The sequence below is a fragment of the Cellvibrio japonicus Ueda107 genome (genome assembly GCF_000019225.1).
Classification (GTDB): Bacteria; Pseudomonadota; Gammaproteobacteria; order Pseudomonadales; family Cellvibrionaceae; genus Cellvibrio; species Cellvibrio japonicus.
Window position 1 is genome coordinate 2,584,287 of record NC_010995.1, and the last position, 22,576, is coordinate 2,606,862.

General features: G+C 52.1%; 18 protein-coding genes. 9 read left to right on the forward strand and 9 right to left on the reverse strand.

The genetic code is table 11. The features are described 5' to 3' along the window. Positions 1 to 7: 7 nt before the first annotated feature. Genes CJA_RS10900 through CJA_RS10910 form a run of 3 tightly spaced genes read right to left on the reverse strand, consistent with a single transcriptional unit; the run spans position 8 to position 3,920 of the window. Positions 8 to 1,630 (reverse strand): ABC transporter ATP-binding protein, encoded by a 1,623-nt coding sequence (locus CJA_RS10900; RefSeq protein ID WP_012487850.1) that lies wholly within the window; start codon positions 1,628 to 1,630, stop codon positions 8 to 10. Continuing rightward, positions 1,627 to 2,859, reverse strand: a complete 1,233-nt coding sequence (locus CJA_RS10905; RefSeq protein ID WP_012487851.1) for an ABC transporter permease — start codon at positions 2,857 to 2,859, stop codon at positions 1,627 to 1,629. The genes CJA_RS10900 and CJA_RS10905 overlap by 4 nt, the downstream gene beginning before the upstream one ends. After that, a complete protein-coding gene (locus CJA_RS10910; protein ID WP_012487852.1) occupies positions 2,856 to 3,920 on the reverse strand; it encodes a microcin C ABC transporter permease YejB in 1,065 nt (354 codons plus the stop codon). The genes CJA_RS10905 and CJA_RS10910 overlap by 4 nt, the downstream gene beginning before the upstream one ends. A gap of 352 nt (positions 3,921 to 4,272) precedes the next feature. On the opposite strand from CJA_RS10910, the gene CJA_RS10915 reads away from it, so the two are divergent. The 8 genes from CJA_RS10915 to CJA_RS10950 all read left to right on the forward strand — a co-directional run bounded on the left by CJA_RS10915 (position 4,273) and on the right by CJA_RS10950 (position 11,507). Then, positions 4,273 to 5,061, forward strand: a complete 789-nt coding sequence (locus CJA_RS10915) for a GntR family transcriptional regulator (RefSeq protein ID WP_012487853.1) — start codon at positions 4,273 to 4,275, stop codon at positions 5,059 to 5,061. Further along, positions 5,058 to 6,797, forward strand: coding sequence for a fumarate reductase/succinate dehydrogenase flavoprotein subunit (locus tag CJA_RS10920; protein WP_012487854.1), 1,740 nt, complete (start codon positions 5,058 to 5,060; stop codon positions 6,795 to 6,797). The genes CJA_RS10915 and CJA_RS10920 overlap by 4 nt, the downstream gene beginning before the upstream one ends. Positions 6,798 to 6,813: 16 nt before the next feature. After that, positions 6,814 to 7,059, forward strand: coding sequence for a 4Fe-4S dicluster domain-containing protein (locus tag CJA_RS10925; protein WP_012487855.1), 246 nt, complete (start codon positions 6,814 to 6,816; stop codon positions 7,057 to 7,059). A 120-nt stretch (positions 7,060 to 7,179) separates the two neighbouring features. Then, a complete protein-coding gene (locus tag CJA_RS10930; protein WP_012487856.1) occupies positions 7,180 to 8,571 on the forward strand; it encodes an ABC transporter substrate-binding protein in 1,392 nt (463 codons plus the stop codon). A 9-nt stretch (positions 8,572 to 8,580) separates the two neighbouring features. Continuing rightward, positions 8,581 to 9,381 (forward strand): ABC transporter permease, encoded by an 801-nt coding sequence (locus tag CJA_RS10935; RefSeq protein WP_012487857.1) that lies wholly within the window; start codon positions 8,581 to 8,583, stop codon positions 9,379 to 9,381. Continuing rightward, positions 9,381 to 10,226 (forward strand): ABC transporter ATP-binding protein, encoded by an 846-nt coding sequence (locus CJA_RS10940; protein ID WP_012487858.1) that lies wholly within the window; start codon positions 9,381 to 9,383, stop codon positions 10,224 to 10,226. Before CJA_RS10935 ends, CJA_RS10940 begins: the two co-directional genes overlap by 1 nt. Positions 10,227 to 10,251: 25 nt before the next feature. Further along, positions 10,252 to 11,211: a HEAT repeat domain-containing protein gene (locus CJA_RS10945; RefSeq protein WP_012487859.1), complete on the forward strand. Its 960-nt coding sequence runs from the start codon at positions 10,252 to 10,254 to the stop codon at positions 11,209 to 11,211. Next, complete coding sequence (locus tag CJA_RS10950; RefSeq protein WP_012487860.1) at positions 11,208 to 11,507, forward strand: DUF971 domain-containing protein; 300 nt, start codon at positions 11,208 to 11,210, stop codon at positions 11,505 to 11,507. The genes CJA_RS10945 and CJA_RS10950 overlap by 4 nt, the downstream gene beginning before the upstream one ends. A gap of 12 nt (positions 11,508 to 11,519) precedes the next feature. On the opposite strand, the gene CJA_RS10955 is transcribed toward CJA_RS10950, so the two are convergent. The 6 genes from CJA_RS10955 to CJA_RS10980 form a co-directional block, all read right to left on the reverse strand. After that, positions 11,520 to 12,059, reverse strand: coding sequence for a GNAT family N-acetyltransferase (locus tag CJA_RS10955; protein WP_012487861.1), 540 nt, complete (start codon positions 12,057 to 12,059; stop codon positions 11,520 to 11,522). 72 nt (positions 12,060 to 12,131) lie between these two features. Then, positions 12,132 to 13,844, reverse strand: coding sequence for a bifunctional protein-serine/threonine kinase/phosphatase (locus tag CJA_RS10960; RefSeq protein ID WP_041551457.1), 1,713 nt, complete (start codon positions 13,842 to 13,844; stop codon positions 12,132 to 12,134). A 15-nt stretch (positions 13,845 to 13,859) separates the two neighbouring features. Then, a complete protein-coding gene (locus tag CJA_RS10965) occupies positions 13,860 to 14,672 on the reverse strand; it encodes a formate/nitrite transporter family protein (RefSeq protein WP_012487863.1) in 813 nt (270 codons plus the stop codon). Positions 14,673 to 15,206: 534 nt separating this feature from the next. Further along, positions 15,207 to 16,775, reverse strand: coding sequence for an ABC transporter substrate-binding protein (locus tag CJA_RS10970; RefSeq protein WP_041551458.1), 1,569 nt, complete (start codon positions 16,773 to 16,775; stop codon positions 15,207 to 15,209). Further along, the gene (locus CJA_RS10975) at positions 16,768 to 18,009 is read right to left on the reverse strand and encodes an LLM class flavin-dependent oxidoreductase (protein WP_012487866.1); all 1,242 of its coding nucleotides are present in this window, start codon (positions 18,007 to 18,009) and stop codon (positions 16,768 to 16,770) included. Before CJA_RS10975 ends, CJA_RS10970 begins: the two co-directional genes overlap by 8 nt. Before the next feature lie 11 nt (positions 18,010 to 18,020). Then, the gene (locus CJA_RS10980; protein WP_012487867.1) at positions 18,021 to 20,675 is read right to left on the reverse strand and encodes a TonB-dependent receptor plug domain-containing protein; all 2,655 of its coding nucleotides are present in this window, start codon (positions 20,673 to 20,675) and stop codon (positions 18,021 to 18,023) included. A 536-nt stretch (positions 20,676 to 21,211) separates the two neighbouring features. Between CJA_RS10980 and CJA_RS10985 the strand changes: the two genes are divergently transcribed. Further along, the gene (locus tag CJA_RS10985) at positions 21,212 to 22,540 is read left to right on the forward strand and encodes an acyl-CoA dehydrogenase family protein (RefSeq protein WP_049765444.1); all 1,329 of its coding nucleotides are present in this window, start codon (positions 21,212 to 21,214) and stop codon (positions 22,538 to 22,540) included. The last annotated feature ends 36 nt before the right edge of the window (positions 22,541 to 22,576 follow it).

The following is a 22,576-nucleotide window of genomic DNA, read 5'->3' on the forward strand; positions in this document are numbered from 1 at the left end:
ATGGCAATTACAATGAGGCCTGTATCAGGCTTTGGGTATAGGTGTGTTGTGGTTGGGCAATAATGGCTTCGGTATCACCTGACTCCACAATAACGCCATCCTTGAGTACATAAAGTCGATGTGCGAGGGCATTAACAACCTGCAAGTCATGGGTAATCAGCAAATAGCTCAGTGAGTATTTCTTTTGCAGACTAACCAGGAGTTCCAATACCTGATTCTGGATAGATACATCCAGCGCCGAAGTGGGTTCGTCCAGCACCAGGATTTTGGGCTTGAGCACAATGGCCCGCGCGATTGCGATGCGCTGGCGCTGGCCGCCGGAAAATTCATGGGGATAACGATCCAGCACAGATTCCGACAAGCCCACATCGCGCAACACATCCACAATACGCTGATAGTGTTCCGACTCACTGAGTTCGGGAAAGTGTAAATGCAGGCCCTCACCGACAATTTGCTCAATGGTTTGACGCGGGGACAGGGAGCCGAAAGGATCCTGGAAAACAACTTGCAAGCGCGCAGACAGTGCGCGCCTTGCGCGTTTTGGCAGCCGGTTGCACGCAATGCCTTCCACATGCAGGTCACCGCCCTGGGTGCGGATTAATCCCAGTATTGCCTGTGCCAGGGTGGACTTGCCCGACCCGGATTCACCGACAACACCGATGGTTTCACCCGCGCGCAGGGAAACACTGGCGCCCTGCAGGGCCACAAAACGCTCATCGCGGAACAGGCCGCGCCAACCGGTTATTTTTTTCGGGTATTCAACGCGCAAATTACGGGTTTCCAGCAACAAGGGCGCAGCGCTGGTAACAGGTGCTATACGCCTGACCGGGATGCTATTCAACAATTTGATGGTATAGGGATGGCGCGGCGCTGCAAATAAGGCCTCCGTGGTATTGGTCTCAACCAGCTTACCCTGCTCCATGACGGCAACCCGTTGGGCGAAACGGCGCACCAGGTTCAAATCGTGGGTAATCAACAAAATAGACATGCCCTCACCGGGCTTGCCCGCTTGGCGATTACGTTCCAGGTCTTCCTGTTGTAAATCCAACAACAACTTAACAATACGTGCCCGCACGGTCATATCCAGTGCCGTAGTGGGTTCATCGGCAATCAACAATTTGGGCTTGCAGGCCAGTGCCATGGCGATAACTGCACGCTGCAATTGCCCACCGGATAATTGATGCGGATAACTATCAACACGGCGCTCCGGTTCGCGGATGCCGGTGCGCGCCAGCAGCGCAATGGTTTTTTCACGCGCTGCGCGCGGGGTCAGGTTTTCATGCAGGATCAGGCTCTCGCTGATCTGGTTGCCGATGGTATAGAGCGGGTTAAGGGCTGACATGGGCTCCTGGAATACCATGGCGATATCGGCGCCGCGCACCTGGCGAATTTGCGCTTCCGATTTATCCAGTAACTCTTCACCCTGCAAGCGAATGCTGCCACTCACCCTGGCCTGTTGGGCCAGGCGCAAAATAGACAAGGCGGTGATAGTTTTTCCCGAACCTGATTCCCCCACCAGCGCCAGGCGCTCACCCGGTGCTATCTGCAGGCTGAGGTTATTGACAACCGCCTTGTTACCAAAAGCGATGTTGAGATTTTCAATTTCCAATAGCGGAGTTGATACACTCATCGTGAACTGCCACCTGTGTTTGCGTCAGACATGCGGGTATCAATGGCATTGCGCAATGCCTCACCCATAAAGGTCAGTAATAACAAGGTTGATACCAGAACCGTAAATGCGGCTACCGCAATCCACCAGGCATCCAGGTTTTCCTTGCCCTGTAATAACAATTGACCGAGGCTCGGGGCCGGGGCTTGCACACCCAGGCCAAGAAAGTCCAGGCTGGCCAGGGCCATAATCGCAGCGCTCATACGGAAAGGCAGAAACGTAATTACCGGGGTAAGGCTGTTGGGTAAAATATGGCGCCAGATAATTTGCGCGTGGGATAGCCCCATGGCTTTGGCAGCCTTGATATATTCCAGCTGGCGATTGCGCAAAAACTCGGCGCGCACATAATCCGAAAGAAAAATCCAGCCAAACAGGGACAACAAAACAAACAGCAACAGCAGGCTGGGTTCAAACAGTGAAGAAAAAATAATCAGCAGATACAGCTCGGGCATGGAACCCCAGATCTCAATCAAACGCTGGGTAATTAAATCCACCTTGCCGGCAAAATATCCCTGTATTGCACCTATAACAACACCGAGGATAGTCCCCACTATCGTCAGCCCCAAACCGAATGTCACCGATGTGCGAAACCCATAAATCAGGCGCGCCAAAATATCGTAACCGGCGATGTCCGTACCAAGCACATTATGGCGATCCGGAGGACCGGGATAATGGCCTGTATCGGAATAGTAATTGAGCGTGTCGTAATAAAAAGGGTTGGGTGGATAAAGGGCAAAACTTTGTTGCTCTTTAAACAGCTGGCGGATATAGGGATCGTTATAGTCGGTATAGATAGGTAACTTGCCGCCAAACACGGTCTCCGGATAATCCTTAAATAAGGGGAAATACCATTGCTGCCCATGATGGATCAGCAGGGGCTTGTCATTGGAAATAAACTCCCCCAGTAAACTCAACAGGTACAGGCTGGAAAAAATAATCAAGCTCCAGTAACCCAGGCGATTGCTCTTGAAGCGCAACCAGATACGACGGCGCGGTGACATTTTTTCCTGTACGTCAACTGCGCCGGTATCCACAGGTGTTAAACCGCTATCTAACGCAGGGGATTCGTCAACCGGTACATCCACAAGCGAACCATCGCGCTTTAGCAAGAAGCGCTGCCAAAAACGGCTTGGTTGCCCTTTAATGAGCGGTGGATTGGCAATCAGTGGTTGGTTAACAGGAGAGTTCATCGGGCCTCCACAGCATCAAATTTAATGCGCGGATCAATCAGCACATAGGCAATATCACCGACTAATTTGGTCATCAGGGCGATCAGGGTAAACAGATACAAACTGCCCATGACCACGGGATAATCGCGACTGTTAATAGACTCATAGGACAACAGACCAAGGCCATCCAATGAAAAAAGCGTTTCAATTAACAAGCTGCCGGTAAAAAATGCAGCAATGAAAGTGCCGGGAAAACCGGTCACCAAAGGTAAAAGTGCATTGCGGAAGACATGCTTCCACAACACGCGGCGTTCGGATAACCCCTTGGCACGCGCGGTAAACACATATTGACGGCGGATTTCTTCCAGGAAGGTATTTTTGGTCAGCAATGTCTTGAGTGCAAAACTGCTCACAACCGCGGCGGTAACCGGCAGGGCCACATGCCACAAATAATCCGTGACCTTGCCCCACGCACTGAGGTCATCCCAATTATCGGAAGTCAATCCACGCAAGGGAAAGACATCCCAGAATGATCCGCCACCAAACAGTACAATAAGCAATACCCCCAACACAAAACCGGGAACAGCATAACCTGTCAACACCAGCAAACTGGTCACGAAATCAAAACGCGATCCGGCGCGCACGGCCTTGGCAACGCCCAGGGGAACAGACACAAGATAGGTCAGCAGGAATGTCCAGATCCCCAGGGACACTGACACACCCAGTTTGGATTGGATCAGCGACCAGACACTTTCATTGCGAAAATAACTTTCACCAAAATCAAACACCAGAAAATTGCCCAGCATCTGGATATACCTATCCCACAAGGGTTGATCAAAACCATACAGGCTGGTGAGGTGCGCAATTTGCTGGTCATCAATACCCTGGCGGCCACTGTAACTCCAGCCACCACCGCTGGCTCCCCCTTCTACCCCTGTGCGTGCACTCTCGCCATCAATAGCAGCGAGCATATTTTCCACCGGGCCACCAGGTACGAACTGGGTCACCAAAAAAGTCAGCGTAAGTACACCTAGCAGGGTCGGGATCATGACCAGCAGGCGTTTAATCAGGTAATACCACATAGCCGTTCAGGGTTCCGTTAAAAACCGGGAATATCCATACCGTTTTAACGACGGCAGGACGATGACAGGCTGATAGCAGAAACCACGCCAACTTTTTGTGACGCACGAAATACAGGGTTAGCCATGGAAAAATCAGGGTTTGTGCAAAAAACAACAACGGGCAAGCAATCTGTTGCTGTTACAAAAGCAACACTTTAGAAATGCAGCTGTTGAAGCCGTAACAGCTGCCTTCACATCCAGTATGCTGGTTATATGCTTATAAAATTTTGATCCTTGCCACACAAAATACACCTGCCTATACTCGCGCCAACTTGTTATAACAAGTAATAATGCCAACACAGAGATAAAAACCATGCGAAAAAAATCGCCCAAACTGGTGCCCCTGTCACCAGTGCCCTTGTATAACCAGCTCAAGGAGCTTTTGCGCGGGCAAATCCTGGATGGAAGCTATCCTCCACTCAGTCGCATGCCATCCGAAAATGAACTGGGCAATGCTTATCAGGTGAGCCGTATCACCGTTCGCCAGGCCTTGAATGACCTGCAAAAAGAAGGGCTGATTTTTAAAATTCACGGCAAGGGAACCTTTGTGGCAAAGCCGAAGACGTTCCAAAACGTCAGCACCCTGCAGGGCCTTGCAGAATCTTTATCACAATTGGGCTATGAGGTTATCAACCGGGTGCATAGCTTTAAAACCGTAACGGCCAACACGATGGTTGCGCAACGTTTGCAGATGGCTGAAGGCACCAAGGTGACGGAAATAAAACGCGTGCGCCTGATTAACCGGGAGCCGGTCTCGCTGGAGGTCAGCTACCTTCCCCTGGCCCTGGGTGAAAAATTGGAAAAAGCCGATCTAATCACACGCGATATCTTTTTGATTCTGGAAAACGACTGCCATATCAACCTCGGCCATGCCGAACTGGCCATAGATGCCGTCCTGGCAGAAAGCGAATTAACGCACGCCCTGCATATCGAAGAAGGATCACCCATCATGCGCATTGAGCGCTTGACCCACTCGGACGATGGCACACCGGTTGATTTTGAATATCTCTATTACCGCGGTGATGCCTTCCAATACCGTTTGCGTATCGACCGCCAACGCCATGAGCGTCCACTGGCTGGCCATGGAGGTCTGGCACCATGAATCCCGACACGATCAATACGCATGGACAGGAATACGACATAGTCGTGATCGGCGGTGGCACTGCCGGCCCTATGGCAGCCATCAAGGCCAAAGAGCGCAATCCGTCATTGCGCATCCTGTTAATCGACAAGGCCAATGTAAAACGCTCCGGGGCTATCAGCATGGGCATGGATGGCCTGAATAATGCCGTCATCCCCGGCCATGCAACCCCCGAGCAATACACCAAGGAAATTACGATTGCCAACGATGGCATCGTTAACCAGGCCACCGTCTATGCCTATGCCAAGCACAGTTTCGCCACCATTGAGCAACTGGATCGCTGGGGGGTGAAATTTGAAAAAGATGAAACCGGTGATTACGCCGTTAAAAAAGTCCATCACATGGGCTCCTATGTGTTGCCCATGCCGGAAGGCCACGACATTAAAAAAGTCTTGTATCGCCAATTGAAGCGCGCGCGCATCAGTATCAGCAACCGCATCGTCAGCACACGCCTGCTCACCGACAACAGCGGCGGCGTGTGTGGCGTGATGGGATTTGACTGCCGCAGCGGTGATTTTCACCTGGTGCGCGCCAAGGCTGTCATCTTGTGTTGCGGTGCTGCCGGCCGCCTGGGCCTGCCCGCCTCCGGCTATTTGATGGGAACCTACGAAAATCCGACCAATGCCGGCGATGGCTATGCCATGGCCTATCACGCCGGTGCGGAATTGGCGAACCTTGAATGCTTCCAGATCAATCCGTTAATCAAGGATTACAACGGCCCGGCGTGCGCTTATGTGACCGGCCCCCTCGGCGGTTATACCGCCAATAACAAAGGCGAGCGATTTATCGAGTGCGATTACTGGAGTGGCCAAATGATGTGGGAGTTCTATCAGGAACTCCAGGGCGGCAATGGCCCGGTATTCCTGAAACTTAATCACCTGGCCGAAGAAACCATACAAACCATTGAGACCATCCTGCACAGCAACGAACGCCCGAGTCGCGGCCAGTTCCATACCAATCGCGGTACGGATTATCGCGAACAGATGGTGGAAATGCATATTTCTGAAATCGGCTTTTGTTCCGGCCATAGTGCCTCCGGTGTGTGGGTCAATGAAAAAGCCGAAACATCGGTAAAGGGTTTGTATGCCGCCGGCGATATGGCGGCCGTACCGCACAACTATATGCTGGGTGCTTTTACCTATGGCTGGTTTGCCGGTGAGAACGCTGCTGATTATGTCGCCGGGCGCGAGTACGCACTGCCCGACCAACAACAGATCGAACGGGAAAAAGCGCGTATCTATGCCCCGCTCTTGCGCGAACAAGGCCTGCCACCGGCGCAGGTGGAATACAAATTGCGTCGCTTTGTGAACGATTACCTGCAACCGCCCAAGGTCACACGCAAGATGGAAATTGGCCTGGAACGCTTCGCAATGATTGCGCAAGACATCGAGCAGATGAAAGCCAACAATCCCCACGAATTAATGCGCGCCATGGAGGTCGCCGTGATTCGCGACTGCGCCGAAATGGCTGCCAGGGCTTCGCTCTTTCGCGCCGAAAGCCGCTGGGGCCTGTACCACCATCGCGTGGACTATCCCGCACGCAATGACCGGGACTGGTTTTGCCATTGCCATCTCAAAAAAGATGAACAGGGCCGTATGGTGAGTTTCAAAAAATCTGTGGAACCCTACCTTGTTCCCTTGAATGAGCAGGAGCAAACCGCTTACCAGCACCTGCGCCTGAAATTGGCGACGGCCTGACCGGAGGTTAATGATTATGTCGCAACAAGCCCAGAATATTTTCTTTCGCAGCAATGCCCCGGTGACAGTCGATGAAGAAAAATGTATCGCCCATAAAGGCTGTACCGTATGCGTCGATGTCTGCCCCATGGATTTGCTGGCGATTAATCCGGTTACACAAAAAGCTTTTATGCAATACGACGAGTGCTGGTACTGCATGCCCTGTGAAACCGATTGCCCGACCGGAGCCGTCAAGGTGGACATTCCCTACCTGCTGCGCTGATTTACCGAATTGATATTTGCTACCCGAAAACTTCGGATGCTTTTTTCACAATACCTCTCGTAGCCCACCTCGCACCCGGGGCGGAGACGATTCCGACAATGACTTTAGAGAGGATGCTCCATGCGTTTTCATACCCGTGTATTAGCCTTGATATTTGCTACTGCTGCCAGCTTGACCGTACAGGCAGAAACCATCCGTGTTGCCATAGGTACCCAGGACACCACCATCAATTGCGCAGCGGGTGGTTTGATCGTGCGCGAATTAAACCTGCTGGATAAATATTTACCCAAAACCGGCAAATATAAGGATGTCAAATACGATATCCAATGGCGTAATTTCACCAGCGGCGCACCGCTGACCAATGAAATGGTTGCAGGAAAACTGGACTTTGGCGCTATGGCGGACTTTCCAGCATCGTTCAATGGCGTCGCCTTTCTCGATGCCGGCAAGCGCAGCCTGTTTATCAATGTACTCTCCGGCAGTATCAAGGGCAGCGGCAACGGCATAGTGGTACCGGCCGCATCACCGGTGCAATCCCTGAGTGAACTCAAAGGTAAAACCATTTCTGTGCCCTTCGCATCAACAGCCCATGGGGTGTTATTGCGTGCAATCCGCGCCCAGGGTTGGGACCCGGAACGGGATGTACGTATTATTGCCCAGGCACCGGAAATTGCCGGCTCAGCCCTGAAAAGCAATCGTATTGATGCCCACGCTAACTTTGTTCCCTTTGCTGACCTGTTTCCCAACCGCGGTTTCGCACGCAAAATTTTTGATGGATCACAAACCAATGCCCCAACCTTCCACGGCGGTTTGGTCGATGCCGCCTATGCAGAAAAATACCCGGAAATTGTCGTCGCTTATTTGCGTGCAGTGATAGAGGCCGACCAATTGTTAGCAGCAGAACCGGAGAAATACAGCGAGCTGATTGAAAAGGTAACCGGCATAGAAGCGGAAGTTAATTACCTGTTCCATGGCCCATTAGGTCTGCAAACCCGCGACCTGACCTGGAAACCGGAATTCCGCCAGGCTACCCAAACCGCGATCGAAACACTCAAAAGTATGAAACGCACCGAGCGCGACCTGGACATCAATCGTTTCATTAGCGATCAATACATTCGCACGGCATTCAAAGCAGCGGGCAAAGATTACGATAAGGCGCTGAACAATTACGAACCTGTGCCCCTGGCAGCCAATGATAATGTGACCGGAGAGCCGATTACCGATGTCAAACGCCTCGCCCAAATCTGGGTAAAGGATGAACCCAAGGTACGTCACTACGCCTCGCCGGAAGCCGCCTTTGCAGCACTGGCAGACCTGGAAAATGAAGGCAAGGGTATTCGCGCCGTTTACGCCCAGGCTTACGACAGTGGTATTAAACTGCTGGCAACCCAGGCCTGGTTTGTTGCCGATGACAAGGGCCAGCTCAACGCCTTCCTGCTCAGGGAACACGCCACTGCCTACGCCAGCAAGAACGGTGGCCAGGTACGCGACTTCGTGGCGGCCAGCCGCTAGGAATGAGCCATGAATACCCGAGCACACAGGCCACGCCAGTGGCAGCGCCTCGCCTTGCAGACCAGCTCCCTGCTGGCCTGCCTGGCCTTCTGGTACCTGGCCTCAACCTATAAATTCAATTTTGGCGTTATTGCCTTCACCTATGTACCTACACCTGGCGCGGTAGCGGATGCCGCCTGGAACCTGGTGATTTCCAGCAAGCTGCTGCCGCACCTTGGCAGCAGTTTAAGCCGTGTCTTTGCCGGTTATTTTTCAGCAGCACTGCTGGGTATTGCACTGGGTTTGTTAATTGGCCGCTCACACCGGGTCGAATCTTTTTTACTACCGCCCCTGGAAGTGCTCCGCCCTATTCCTGCCGTCGCCTGGATTCCCTTGGCCATATTGATGTTTCCCTCGTCAGAATTGTCGATGATTTTCATCACCTTTACCGGCGCACTCTTTCCCATCCTGCTCAATACCATCCACGGTGTTGAAGCAGTGGACAAACGCCTGATTGCCTCGGCTAAAAGCCTTGGGGCTTCCGCGTCGGCTATCTTGCGCGAAGTGATCCTGCCCGGCGCTGCACCCAGCATTATCACCGGCCTGACCATCGGCATGGGAACCTCCTGGTTCTGCCTGGTAACCGCAGAAATGATTTCCGGCCAATGGGGCATCGGCTATTACACCTGGGAATCCTATGTGATCCAGAATTACGCCGATATTGTCGTCGGTATGCTGCTGATTGGTGTACTGGGTATGGGCAGCAGCTTGCTGGTAAAAACCCTTGGTAATCTGTTTATTCCCTGGTACTACTTGCGGAGGCAAGTGTGATGAACGCATCCGAACAATTTCCCGGCAATATCAGCCTGCAACATATTTCCATCCATTTAGGACAGGATAAGGATCGCTTCCAGGCCGTCCAGGATGTATCAGTCAAGATTAAATCCGGCGAATTTATTTGCATCCTCGGGCCATCCGGTTGCGGTAAATCCACCTTGCTGGGCGCCCTTGCCGGCCACCTATTACCCAGTGGTGGAGAATTGCACGTGGATAACCAACCAATCCAGGGGCCTTCGCCAGAGCGAGGTATGGTATTCCAGCAACACACGCTCTTTCCCTGGCGCAAGGTTATCGACAATGTTGCGTTTGGACTCAAGATGCGCGGGCTCAACAAAAGCGAACGCTATCAGCAGGCGCGCGACATTATTTCACTGGTTGGCCTGGCGGGGTTTGAAGATCGCTGGCCCAGCCAATTATCCGGTGGCATGCAACAGCGGGTGGAGATTGCACGGGTATTGGTGAATCGCCCTCGCCTGCTGCTGATGGATGAGCCTTTCGGTGCATTGGATGCGCAGTGCCGTATGGATATGCAACAACTGCTGTTGGATATTTGGACGCGAATTCGCACCACAGTTATTTTTGTAACGCACGATATTGATGAGGCCCTGTTCCTCGCCGATCGCATCCTGGTCATGAGTCCCCGCCCCGGCCGTATTATTGAAGACTTGCCGGTGGATTTTGCCCGCCCACGCCACACAGAACTGGTAACCAGTGCTGCATTTATGCAGCTCAAGCGCCACTGCCTGGAATTGTTGCGCCATGAAGAAGGACAGGCATTGCCGCGTCTGTCCCCCCTGGGTTTACCCAAGGACACAACACCGCGTTTTGCAATTTAAAAAACATTATTCACCGTGAGCCGATATGTTTACCGACAATAGCGCTATCCTCGACCTGCAACCCCGCCTTGAACACGACGATGCCGGCGTGCGCCGCATCGCCCTGATCGAACTGGCTGACCTTGAAGACCCCGATGCCCTGCCCTGGCTGGTGAATGCCCTGCGCCTGGATAAAGACCCTCAGGTACGCAGCGAAGCTGCACGCCTGTTGGAAGCCTGGGAAGAGCCCGATGTCGTCGAAGCCCTGTGCCATGCATTAACCGATGCGGAAGCTATGGTTAACCAAACAGCAGCGCAAAGCCTGAGCCAATTGAAAAACCCCGACAGCGGGCGAATTATCCTGCCCTGGGTAAAGCATCCCAACACCAATGTGCGGCACAGCGCCTTGCGCGCACTGCGCGAAATACGCCTGCCGGAAAGTGCAGTGGTTGCACTGGAATCCCTGAACGATAGCGATGCGGGTATTCGACGCGAAGCCGTAGGTGTACTTGGCTGGTTGAAATACCAACCCGCACTGCCGCAACTGGCACAATTAGCCAGCGGCGATAACAACGCCGATGTGCGCCGTGCGGCCGTGGGCGCCCTGGGCTTTGCAGAAGATGCCAGTGTACTGTCCTCTCTGAACCAGGCATTGGCTGACAGCGATTGGCGAGTGCGTGAAGAAAGCGCCAGCACCCTGGGCAAATTACGCCATCACGACAGCGGCGGGATATTGATCCAGGCACTGCATGACGATTACTGGCAGGTGCGCCTGCAAGCGGCACGGGCCTTGGGTAAATTGCGTTTTGGCCAAGCATTGGCCGCCTTGATCGACACCCTGGGTCACAGCATCAGCAACCTGCGCAAAGAAGCAGCGCTGTCCCTGGGTGAATTGGGTAATGCACAAGCCCTGTCCGCATTACAACACACCGAACAGGATGCTGATCCCGAAGTTCGCAAAGCCGCGCGTATTGCCATACAGCAAATTACCCAGGCAACAGCATGAACCTGCCCGGCAATTGCCCTGCGCCTTTGGCAATTCGCAACCGGCGCAACACCCGCTCACTGGTTATCCAATGGACGGAAACTGACGCACACGAAATCTCCTGGATCGAGTTGCGTGGCAGCTGCCCCTGCGCAGGCTGCCGCGCCAACCGTCTGCGCGGAAACATATCACTGGTTGCGGAGGATATTGCAATCACCGCTATCCATCATATGGGGTATGGTGTGCAACTGGTGTTCAGCGATGGCCATGACCGGGGAATTTTTCCCTGGGTTTATCTCGCTAAAAAGCGTTGCTGAATGGCGACGTGTTTATCGCGCCTTTTCATACAAATAGCTTGCGCGGGGCTCTGGTGAAATATTGGGGTGAATGATATGGTTTTCCAAACGCCCCTTCCAGATAAACCCGCACTTCTCCAGTACCCGGGCCGAATTTTTATTTTCTATATCACATGTCGCTTGCACACGATTTATGGCAGGATCGGCCAAGGCTTTTTCTGCCAACATATTGATAACTTCAGGGATATAACTTTGGCCCCAATAATCGCGCCCCAACACATAACCGAAATCAACCTGGCAGCCATTTACCCTGACACTGCACATCCCCAACAATGTATTGGAAACCTTTTGTTCAACTACATAATCGAACCGCTCACCGGCATCCCAGGCATCCAACACACCCGCTAAAAAATCCCGGGTATCCGCCAGAGATACATGAGGTTTCCAGATCAAATAGCGTGTCACTTCCCGATCCTGGGCGTAGGTGGTAAAAATGGCCTCTGCATCCTCGAGGCTTGGTTTGCGCAACCGTAAACGCGCGGTATCCATGGTTTCTGTAAAGATATTTGGCATATAAACCTTAAATTAAAAAAGTTTTTTCCATCGCAAGAGAAAATCACACTCCCCCCACCCATTTGCATAGTCTTACGCCCACTGTACCACTAGCAAGATCAACAGGATCAACGAAATACACTGCCACACCAATACCGGATTGCGCTCCATCAACGGCGGGCGGTCCTTGTTGACAAAAGTGCTGTTCGGGTGATGCAGATCATGGATGAACTCCGACAAAACCTGGTAACGCTTGAGCGGGTGGATATGCACCGCCTTGCGCAGGCATTCATCCACCCAGACGGGAATGTTTTTATGCGATGTGTGCAGGCTGCGGTAGCGCAGCTTGCGTTGCGCCGTCAACTTCTGTGCCCTGGCGATACCAGCGCCGTAAGGCAGGCCGCCTCCCAGCATCTGGTAGGTGATGACACCCAGTGAATAAATATCCCCACGGGCATCGCTTTGCTCACCGAGAAAACATTCGGGGGCGGTGTAGAGCGCTGTGCCGTGGATAGTCTGGTCTTCGCTGCGACTTTCGCTGATGCCCGCCACCCAGGTGGAACCAAAGTCGATAATTTTCACGGTACCACTGGCATCGATCATGATGTTGTTGGGGCGTAGATCGCGGTGCACCATCTCCTGCCGATGAAATGCCTGCAAGCCTTTGGCGATCTGCTCCACAACCTGCCGCACCTTTGGCAGGCCGGGATTGGGGTTGTCCTGCATCCACTGGGTGAGGGTCTGACCGTCGATATATTCCGTCACCAGATAAAGAAAACGGCGCATGCGGGTTTGTGTGATGGCTTTGAGCACATGGGTGTTATCCAGCCGCCGGGCAATCCAGTCCTCCATCAAAAACCGCTCAAGGTATTGGGGATTTTCCCGGCCCTCGGTGGAGGGCACCTTGATCACCACCAGTTGCTGGTTCTGATTGTCCTGCGCCACATACACATGGCTGCGAGGACTGATATAGAGTTCGCGGATAATGGTGTAGCCATCAAACGCCGTGCGCGCTTCCAGCCGGGGCGGCAGCGGCATGGCTGACGCCTGCCGGGAAAGATCACTGACGTGATGATCCGGCAGGGATTCCACGCGCACCAGTTGCACACTGAGATTGTCCCGGCTACCGGATTCCAGCGCCTGCTGGCCAATCATTTTGGCCACCCGGTTCAAATCATCGGCCTGCGGCAATATCCCGGCCAGGGTTTGCGGATCAAAAAAATCGTATACACCGTCACTGGCCAGGACAAAAATATCGCCGGGCTCGAGATCAATCTGGCGATAGTCCAGCTCCAGATTCGGACGAATACCCAAAGCCGAGGTGAGGTAACTGGTTTCCTCATCCACCACACGGCGGTGATCCTGGGTCAGCAGTTCCAGGTGTTTGCCTGCCAGACGGTAAATGCGCGTATCGCCTGAATGCAGAATATGCGCCTTGCGCGATTTGATAATCAGCGTGCTGAAAGCACAGATATATCCCTTGTCCTTATCAAAACGATAGGGGCTATTGTGAGTCTGGGAAAACAGCCAGGAATTGATCGCCTGCAACACCCGCTGCGCTGAATGCCGGGTTGACCAGGCATCGGGTGTGGAATAGTAATCCTCGATAAAACCACTCACGGCGGTTTCACTCGCTATCTGGCTGACCTGACTGCTGCTGATACCATCCGCAATAGCCAATACAATTCCCTTGGCACCTAACAATGGCTCGCGCGGCAGGCGTGCGCCGATGAAATCCTGATTCACCGCCTTGCTGCCGCGCGATGTGTACTGGCCGATGCTGACGCGAAGTTGTTGTGAATCCATTATCAGGCATGACTATCAAGCAAGGCGACGCGCCGGGCTGGTACGTACATGGGTCAGATACAGCGGCAATCCCACCAGCAGGAAACCGCCCACCAGATTGCCCAGCGCCGTGGGCAATTCATTCCACAGCATATAGTCGGCCACGGAAAAATCACCGCCCATGATCATGGCGAAGGGAAAGAGAAACATATTGACGATGGAATGCTCAAAACCCATGTAGAAGAACAGCATCACCGGCATCCACATAGCCGCCATTTTGCTGCCCGCCGAAGTGGAAATCATCGCGCCCACAACCCCCATGGACACCATCCAGTTACACAGAATGCCGCGCACGAAAATCGTCAACCAACCCGCCACGCCATGGGACTGATAGCCCAGTGTCCGCGACTCACCAATATTACCGACCTTGGCGGCTATCTCACCGCCATCAACACTGTAGCCGTAAGTCAGCACAAACGACATAAAGAAGGCCACCGTCAGCGCACCGGCAAAGTTACCCACAAACACCAGCCCCCAATTGCGCAATACCTGTTGGATAGTCACACCTGTGCGTTTGTCGAGCCAGGCAAGAGGTACCAGGGTAAACACGCCGGTCAGCAGGTCGAACTTCATCAGGTAGAGCATGATGAAACCGACAGGGAATAGCACTGCACCCAGCAGGGGCGAACCGGTATTGATGGTCACGGTAATGGCGAACATGGCCGCCAGACCCAAAATAGCCCCCGCCATGAACGCCCGGATCAGCGTGTCCTTGCTGGACATATAAACCTTCTGCTCACCGGAGTCGACCATCTTGGTGACAAATTCACTGGGTTCGATATAAGCCATGATGTTGTATCTCCCAAACAGGAATGATTAGTAATACCCCTGTTGAGCAACCATCATGCCAGCCACCGTTATGACGTGTTTTCACAGGTTTAACGGCGATACGAAGACGTTTTATCAGGTTTATTGCCCCGGCAATGCACCAAAAATGACACGCACAGATGAAAAACAACCCTTAATGGAACACAAAAAATTTATATAAAGCACTATTAATGATCACATCGCATACACAAAGCACCTAATAAGTGCATATCTACTGTATTCATGGGACCTGGCAATCAAATCCGCCCAGACCAGGATGCGCTCCCTTTCAGGGTATCTCTACGGCTAATCCTTAATGCACAACCTCTATCTGCAAATATTTACCCAATTGCCTGGCAAGGGTGGATTTACCGGAACCACCGCTGCCAATGATCAGAATTTTTTTCACGAATACAGTCTCAGAACTTTGTTTATCTTATTCAGGGTGCTTCAAACTCCAGTGCTGCGATCACCGATGAGCAGGCGTTTTTAGTATCGTCACAGCACCAGCCGAGGCTATGAACGCAACCAGATATTGTCAAAGCGCCAGGTGGAAAAGTGTGAGCATTCTGCAGTAAGGCCGCCTACCCTATCGGTATAACCATCGAGGAAATTGGTAAAGCCCCAAATCAATAATCCGCCACGACTGTGCTGGATTTCCTGCGCCTCATGCACCAGTGGTGTACGCAATCCAAGGTCGGGTTGCGCCTGGGCAGCAAAATACAGCTGGGTAAAACGCTCATCACGGAAATTGGTTCGATTGGATGCCGAGGTAGGGCCATCCTGGCTGGTGGCCTGCGCCAGGAATGGTTGTCCCAATGAGCCGCCGGTACTCATTACCCATTCATTTTTACGTGGGCCATTGAAGGTAGCGTTATCAATTTTTTTCACATGGATCCTGACATCTGCCAAACGTGCCTGCTCGGCAAATACCAGTGCTGCATTGGCACCGGCTGCATCTGTGGTCAATTCCAGGGTGAGCTTGTCATGGCCCGCAGAACGCAATAGAGATTTTGCCTCGGCAATATCCAGTTGACGCTGCGGAATATGGCGGTTAAAGGTGGGATCATGGGGCGCATAAAGATCGTTGGCGATGCGCCCTTCACCGATCAATACCCGATCAACCAACTCCTGGCGATTGGTCAGTAAACGAAATGCCTGGCGAACACGCACATCATCAAACGGCGCTTTCGCCGTATTCATATTGAATGCGCGCCAGGTTCCACTCTCGGATACCAGCAATTTGGCTTTGGGATTATTATCAAACAGTGTTTTCTGTTCAGGGGCGATCGCATTGGCAATGTCAATTTGCCCACCGACCAAGGCCGCATAGCGGGATATCTGATCCTTAAAATCGATAATTTCCAATTCATCAGCATAGGGTTGGCCCGGCTTGAAATAATGCTCAAAGCGGGTAAATAGCGAGCGCTGCCCCGGTAAAAATTGTTTGAGTTTATAGGGCCCTGCCCCTACCGGATTATTCACCGGATGATAATCCACCGGCACTATGCCGCCAAAATTTACCCAGGTATCCGGCAGCGACAAAAACGAACGCCCCTCTTTAAAGCGAATACGCACGGTTCTGTTGTCAAGTTTTTCGAGATTGTCCCGATCGACAATATTGACATAATTTCCATAGGGCGATGCCAATTGCGGATCACTCAGGCGGCGAATGGAAAAAATTAAATCATCCGCATCAATGGTTTTTCCATGATGAAACTCCAGGCCCGGTTTCAGCCGTATAATCCAGGCTGTCGCATCTGCATTGACCTCCGCTTCCTCAGCCAGCGCCAGGCGAGGAAACATATTTTCATCCCATTCCCACAACTTGCTGTAAAGCGCAAAACCACGAATGGTACTGCCGGTACTGGTTGGCTTATGCACATCCAGTGAGCCCGTCTGGTCACCATCAATAACACCCAAACGCAAACGCCCACCATAGCGCGGTTCCGAGGTGTTGAGATCAAGCAAAGGCACAACAGGCGTATCCTGGCTGCAACCGGAAAGTCCACCGCCAAGCAGCAGCGAACCTCCCAACGCAGCACCTGATACCAAAAAACCACGGCGGGTTAATTCTTTATACATAAGCGGCCTTTTGCGTTGGTGTGGATTCAACGGCAGTGGCCTTTCTCGCCGCCAAGCGGCTTTTGTTGAGGATAGGTACGTCAAAACCGTGATCGAGATCCAGCAAGGGGAACAGCAAATCCGCTACGCGATGGGCTTCTTCAATCAGCGGCCAGCCGGACAGGATAAAGGCCTCCGCCCCCTCAGCTTCAAATTCGCGGATACGCGTTGCAATATTTTCCGCACTACCCACCAGGGTAGTACCTGCCAGCGGGCCCAGTACGTTAAAGCCATGCAATGCAGGCCCGGTCCAGATGTTGGGATAGATTTCAAAATCTTTTGCCGCAGGCAGGCGACCAGAGCGAATCACGTCCAGGTTTCTTTGCACCTGCGGGTCGGGGCTTTGATAGGTTTCAAGGGTTTCTCCCGGCGGCAACTGGCGCTTAATCGACTCAATAGCATATTCAACCGAGGTGTTATCCACCAGCCATTGCGCATAGTCCCATGCCTCTTGCTCGGTTTCGCGCACAATGATTTGCAAGCGTGTACCAAAACGCAATGTACGCCCCAGCTTGGCAGCCTCGGCAGCGACACGGCGGAATTTCTCACCCAGCTTTGGCGGCGTATTGGCAAAGCTGAGATACACATCAAGCAACTCTACCGAATGGGCAACACCGGGGGCCGAAGTACCGGCGCCCCATAACTCAACCCCATTGGGTTGAACGGGTTTTAAACCGCCACCACCGGCCACACCGCGGCGTGAACCGGCAGCAAGTTGCGGGCGCGGCGCCAGCTGGACAAATTTACCCTGGTAGCCATGTTCCTGACCCAAATAGGACTCCTTGAACGCCTGCCAGTATTCGCGGCTGAAGTCGTAGCGTTCGTCATGGCCATAGTGCACACCAAAGGCATGGGATGTAGCATCATTGCCATTTACCGCATTGAGCAACAGGCGGCCGCCGGAAAAATTATCAAACGTCAGTGCAATTTGTGCGAGCTTGGCTGGTGATAATAATCCCGGATGAATCGCAGCAAGGAATTTCATCCGCTTGGTCACCGACAGGGTAGCCGAGGCTACCGTAAGGACTTCATTGCCGCCAAAACCGGTAGCCAGCAATGCACCGTAATAACCCAGCTTGTCAATCGTCGCGGCCAACTGTTGCAGGTGATCAAAGCCCGTATCCCAACGCCCATCAGGCTCCCAGGGAACAGTGCCATCCGGTGCAGTCAGGTACCAGAGTATTTTCACCGCCATGATCAAGCTCCTTAAAATTTGTACTCAAATTGCGCCTGCACTGAACGACCCCGCATAGGTTGCAGAAAGGTGTTGGTTGGCGCCGATAGCCCATTTACAAAGTTCAATTCATCGGTCAGGTTAAGTACCTGTAATGCAGCACTCCAGTTGTCGGCGCGGTAGTAAAACGTGGAATCAATATTAAATTCATTGGGGATTTTCACTGTTTTACTCAGGTTTACATACCAATCACTGGTCCACCAGGCAGAGAGTTCTACACCAAAACCGGACGTAAAACGGTAATCGACAAAACCACTCAGGGTATATTCAGGAATTTGTACCGCATCAAAACGGCCGGCGGGCAATAGATTCAGAACATTGTTGTCACTGAATACCGTACTGCCATCCGCAACAAAGCCGCGTGGCGCAAAACCGGCTTGTGATTGGTATTCGTTATAGCCTTCAATTTTTGTCAGGTTCAATCCCGAGCGCAACTGTTCGCTAAATTGATAACGCAATACCGATTCAACACCAGTTACATGAAAACGGGCAATATTGTTGAATTGATCCGGATTGGTATCCCTGGCTTGCTCAAACCAGGCGATAGACCAAAAAAGGTTATCGCCAATATTGGTTTTGTAACCTACCTCATAGAGCTCACTCAAACTGTCAAACGCGAGGTCATTTAATTCGTTGGCACCATTCGGGTTTGCCGTTGAATTAGCCCCCCAGCTTAGGGTACTGGCAAAACCGCCGGTATTAATCGCAATAGAGCGATCATAGGTTACATAAACCGAGCTATTTTCGGTGGGTTTGACATACAGGCTGACCTGGCCGGCATAAAGGCTGTAGCTATCACTGTCCTTACGCTCACGCCCTTGCGGATCGAGATCGGCCAGCGGGTTTTTAATACTGGCATCAACATAGCTGCGGCTTGCGCCCAGGTTCAAACCATAGCGATTTTCAAACAGGAAATTATGCTGGGTAAATGCCGTGACCGTGGTCCAATCTGCCTGGGATGTATAAGACGCATAAGTCTCGGCATAGAGTTTTTTGCCATTTTCAATAGCGACCATACCCGGGAAGTTTAAATAACCGAAATACTCGGAATAAACCCTCACACCGGCGTTTTCACCAATCCAGGCAGCATTACCACCGGCAGGGTTTAGGTCTGTAATACCAAACAGGTATTGCGGACTTTTGGTCGAAGTATCCAGGGAAATATCATAGGCATTGATATGGAAAAAACTGTTATTGGCCGCGATTGAGCGATTTTTCTCGTTGCGGTAGATCACACCGGTGTTGGTGTCATGAACCACAGAGAGATTGAACAAGTTATATTCCCCCTTCCACAGGAACTCGGTGCGATTATCAACAATCTTGTCTTTGGACTGCACCTGGAAGGTGGCTGTTGCATCGGTGGTGTCGGCCGAGTCCTGGAAATAGGTGCTGTTAACCAGGCTGATATTGGCTGCCAAATCCCACTGTAAACGCAATTGGCTCTTGGTACGCTCGGAAGTATTTTGGTCTTCAGCGCGCTGCGAAACCTGGGGTGACAATTTCACCAGCTCATTACCTGCCAAAGTCGGGTCATAAATCCATCCACGCACCACGCCGGGCGACTGCAGGGTATTGGGTGATGTTGTCTGGAAGCTATCCTCAACAACCAGGTATTTTCCCGTAGCCGTATCGCGGCTGCGACGTACCCAGCCCAGCACGGTCGAATCTGCCGCACCGGTTGCAAAAACAGGGGACCAGTAATTACTGCCATTCTGGATAATCGGCGTAGCACGCCCGGCCCAGTATTGGCTGCTGTCTACCAGTTCCTGCGATGCACGGTTCCAGCCGTGGGTAATATTCCAGTCAAAATAATCGTCATAGCTGACATTCCAATCAAGGCGAAAATTCGAACTGGGCTGCCAGGCAATCGCGCCATAATAAGCATCAAAATTGCTTTCAACATTATCGTAATAATCCTCCCAGCGTTGACGGGTGATACTGACGCGGTATGCCAGGTCTTCACTGATTGGGCCTGTAGTATCCAGCGTTACGCGGGAACCGCTGCGTGAATCGCCATCGGGAACCCAGGTTCCCAATACACCGTTGATACGTGTTTGCTGCTGGTCGAACTTAGGTTTCTTGGTCAAATAGTTGATGTAACCACCGCTACCTGTTGCAGAGCCAAACACAACCGACGATGGGCCAGCCACAATATCCGCCCCTTCGTAGGCATTCAGGTTCGCGGGGTGACGCACACTGTAGCCACGCTGTCCATCCTGGAATACCTCGGAACCCTGGGCGCGAAAAATAGGCGCAATACCGGCATTTTGTCCACCGCCCTTGGTTAAACCGGGTGTGTACTTAATTAAATCGTCAGCGCTGAAAATGGGGTCTTTTGCCAGTTGTTCTGCGTTAATTTGTGACACTGAGCGCGGCGTATCCACAACAGAGGTCTCAGTGCCATAAATTCCCCTGACCTTGCGGCCCGGCAACACATCGTCAGCGCTGTTGACTTTATTGCCATGTACAATCACGGTTTCCAGGGTTTTGGATTCCTGCGTTTTTTTCCTGTCATCGACCTGGGCCACAACAGCTCCTGCCGAAAAAACACTTAACACCACAGCGCTATACAACAGGGTATGCGAAAAAGACTTATCGCGTGGATTCAAAAACAGCTTGGCTGACACTACCAACTCCTCAATGATATGAATATTGACGTATTGCTTATTCGCACCGGGATTTATAAAACGTGCAAACAAACTGGAATTAGCAGGCGGTCAGCAATACCTATGCCATATAAAATAAATAATTTTCCAGTGTGGAAATGGTGATTTATAAACATCCCTGTTTCCTGTTATTACACCTACCCGCACAGAAACAGGACCTATTGTTTACTTTTCAACAAGACCACAGATAGCACTGGAAAAATATCAACATCCGGGGTTTAACCTATCGCGTAAACTCACTGTTTGTTTTTACACAATTACCAAATTCGTTGTTGGCAAAAAGACAGGAGTGGCATCAAAAACCAACATTATCCAACCCAACAGCGTGAAGGAATGTATTGCCCGGCGCGCTAACCTATTCGTTGAAAATTATTATTTCCCCATATAAAACAATTATTTATTAGCTCAGTTCTTTGCCGGTTTAACTCCTTGGCAAAAACAGGCACACAAGCTGCTATGCAACCTATTATTTTATTTGGCCATTAAAGGTTTGTGTGATGGGTATTTCCGAAGCTAGCGCCACAACAGCCATTCCTACAGAGTTACGCCACTCATCATCTATTGCCACACCGGCTTCAGTGATAACGCCCATAACAGCAGCTGTCATTAGCAGCGAAGAGGAAGCGATTGCGATTGCCCATCAGGTTGCTGAGGATATTGCCGCGATCGCCAGGGATGCCAGCGAAAATAACCAGATCCCCTGGCGCCAGGCAGAGCGCCTGTCGCAATCCGGGCTGACCGCTATTTTTGTACCGCGGCACCTCGGTGGATTGGGCGCGTCGATCAAGACAGTGGTTGATGTGGTAAGAATCATCTCACGCGCTGATGGTGGTGTTGGCCAATTGCTGCAAATCCATAACGTCATGATTCGCGGTGTCTTTACCCGTCCGGACGATGCGTTTCGCCAAAGGTTAGTGAGCGATATCCTGAATGGAAAACGCTTTGGCAATGCACTGGCAGAAACAGGGGGCAAGAATAAATTTGCGCATAACACGCGTGTTGAAAAAACGGCAGATGGAAAATATGTACTGAATGGGCGTAAGTTTTATTCAACAGGCTCCTACCTGGCCGAATGGATATCCCTGACAGCCTCATCCGATTTGGGCCCTGTAGGTGTGCTTTTACACAGGGATACGCCGGGCTTGACCCTGGTAGATGACTGGCGTGCCTTTGGCCAGCAGCATTCTGTCAGTGGAACGGTTATTTTTGACAATGTCACCGTTGATGAGCGTTTTATCCCCAAACCCGGAAGTCCCGCCAGGGCAATGGCACGCACAGGATTAACCTGGCCGCAGATTTTGCACGCGGCGATCGATACAGGTATTGCCCGTGGTGCCCTGGCGGCAGCAACCGATTATTTACGCAATCACTCGCGCCCCTGGGTCGATGCAGACGTGGAGCGTGCCGCCGATGAGCCGCATATTATTAAACGCATTGGCGAATACGCAGTGGCGGTGCGCGGCGCCGAAGCATTATTGCGTTACGCCGCCGATATATTTGACCAGCACCTGCTTGACCCTGACAACACTGAATTACAAGACGAACTTATTCTTGCAGTTGCATCCGCCAGGGCACAATCCGATCACGCCTCCCTGTTTGTTTCCAGCGATATGTTTTCCCTGCTCGGTGCCAGCGCATCGCTGACGAAATGGAACCTGGATCGCTTCTGGTCCGATGCGCGCGTGCACACCACCCACGATCCGATTCGCTGGCGCCTGCACCATGTCGGCAACTATTACCTGAATGGTGTCCCGCCGGATGAATATGGTGCTGCCATTCGCGCCAAGCGCGCCGAACTGGCAGCGGCGGCCAACCCGGATGCCTGACTCTTTTTATGGTTAACCCACAACTGATTTTTCACG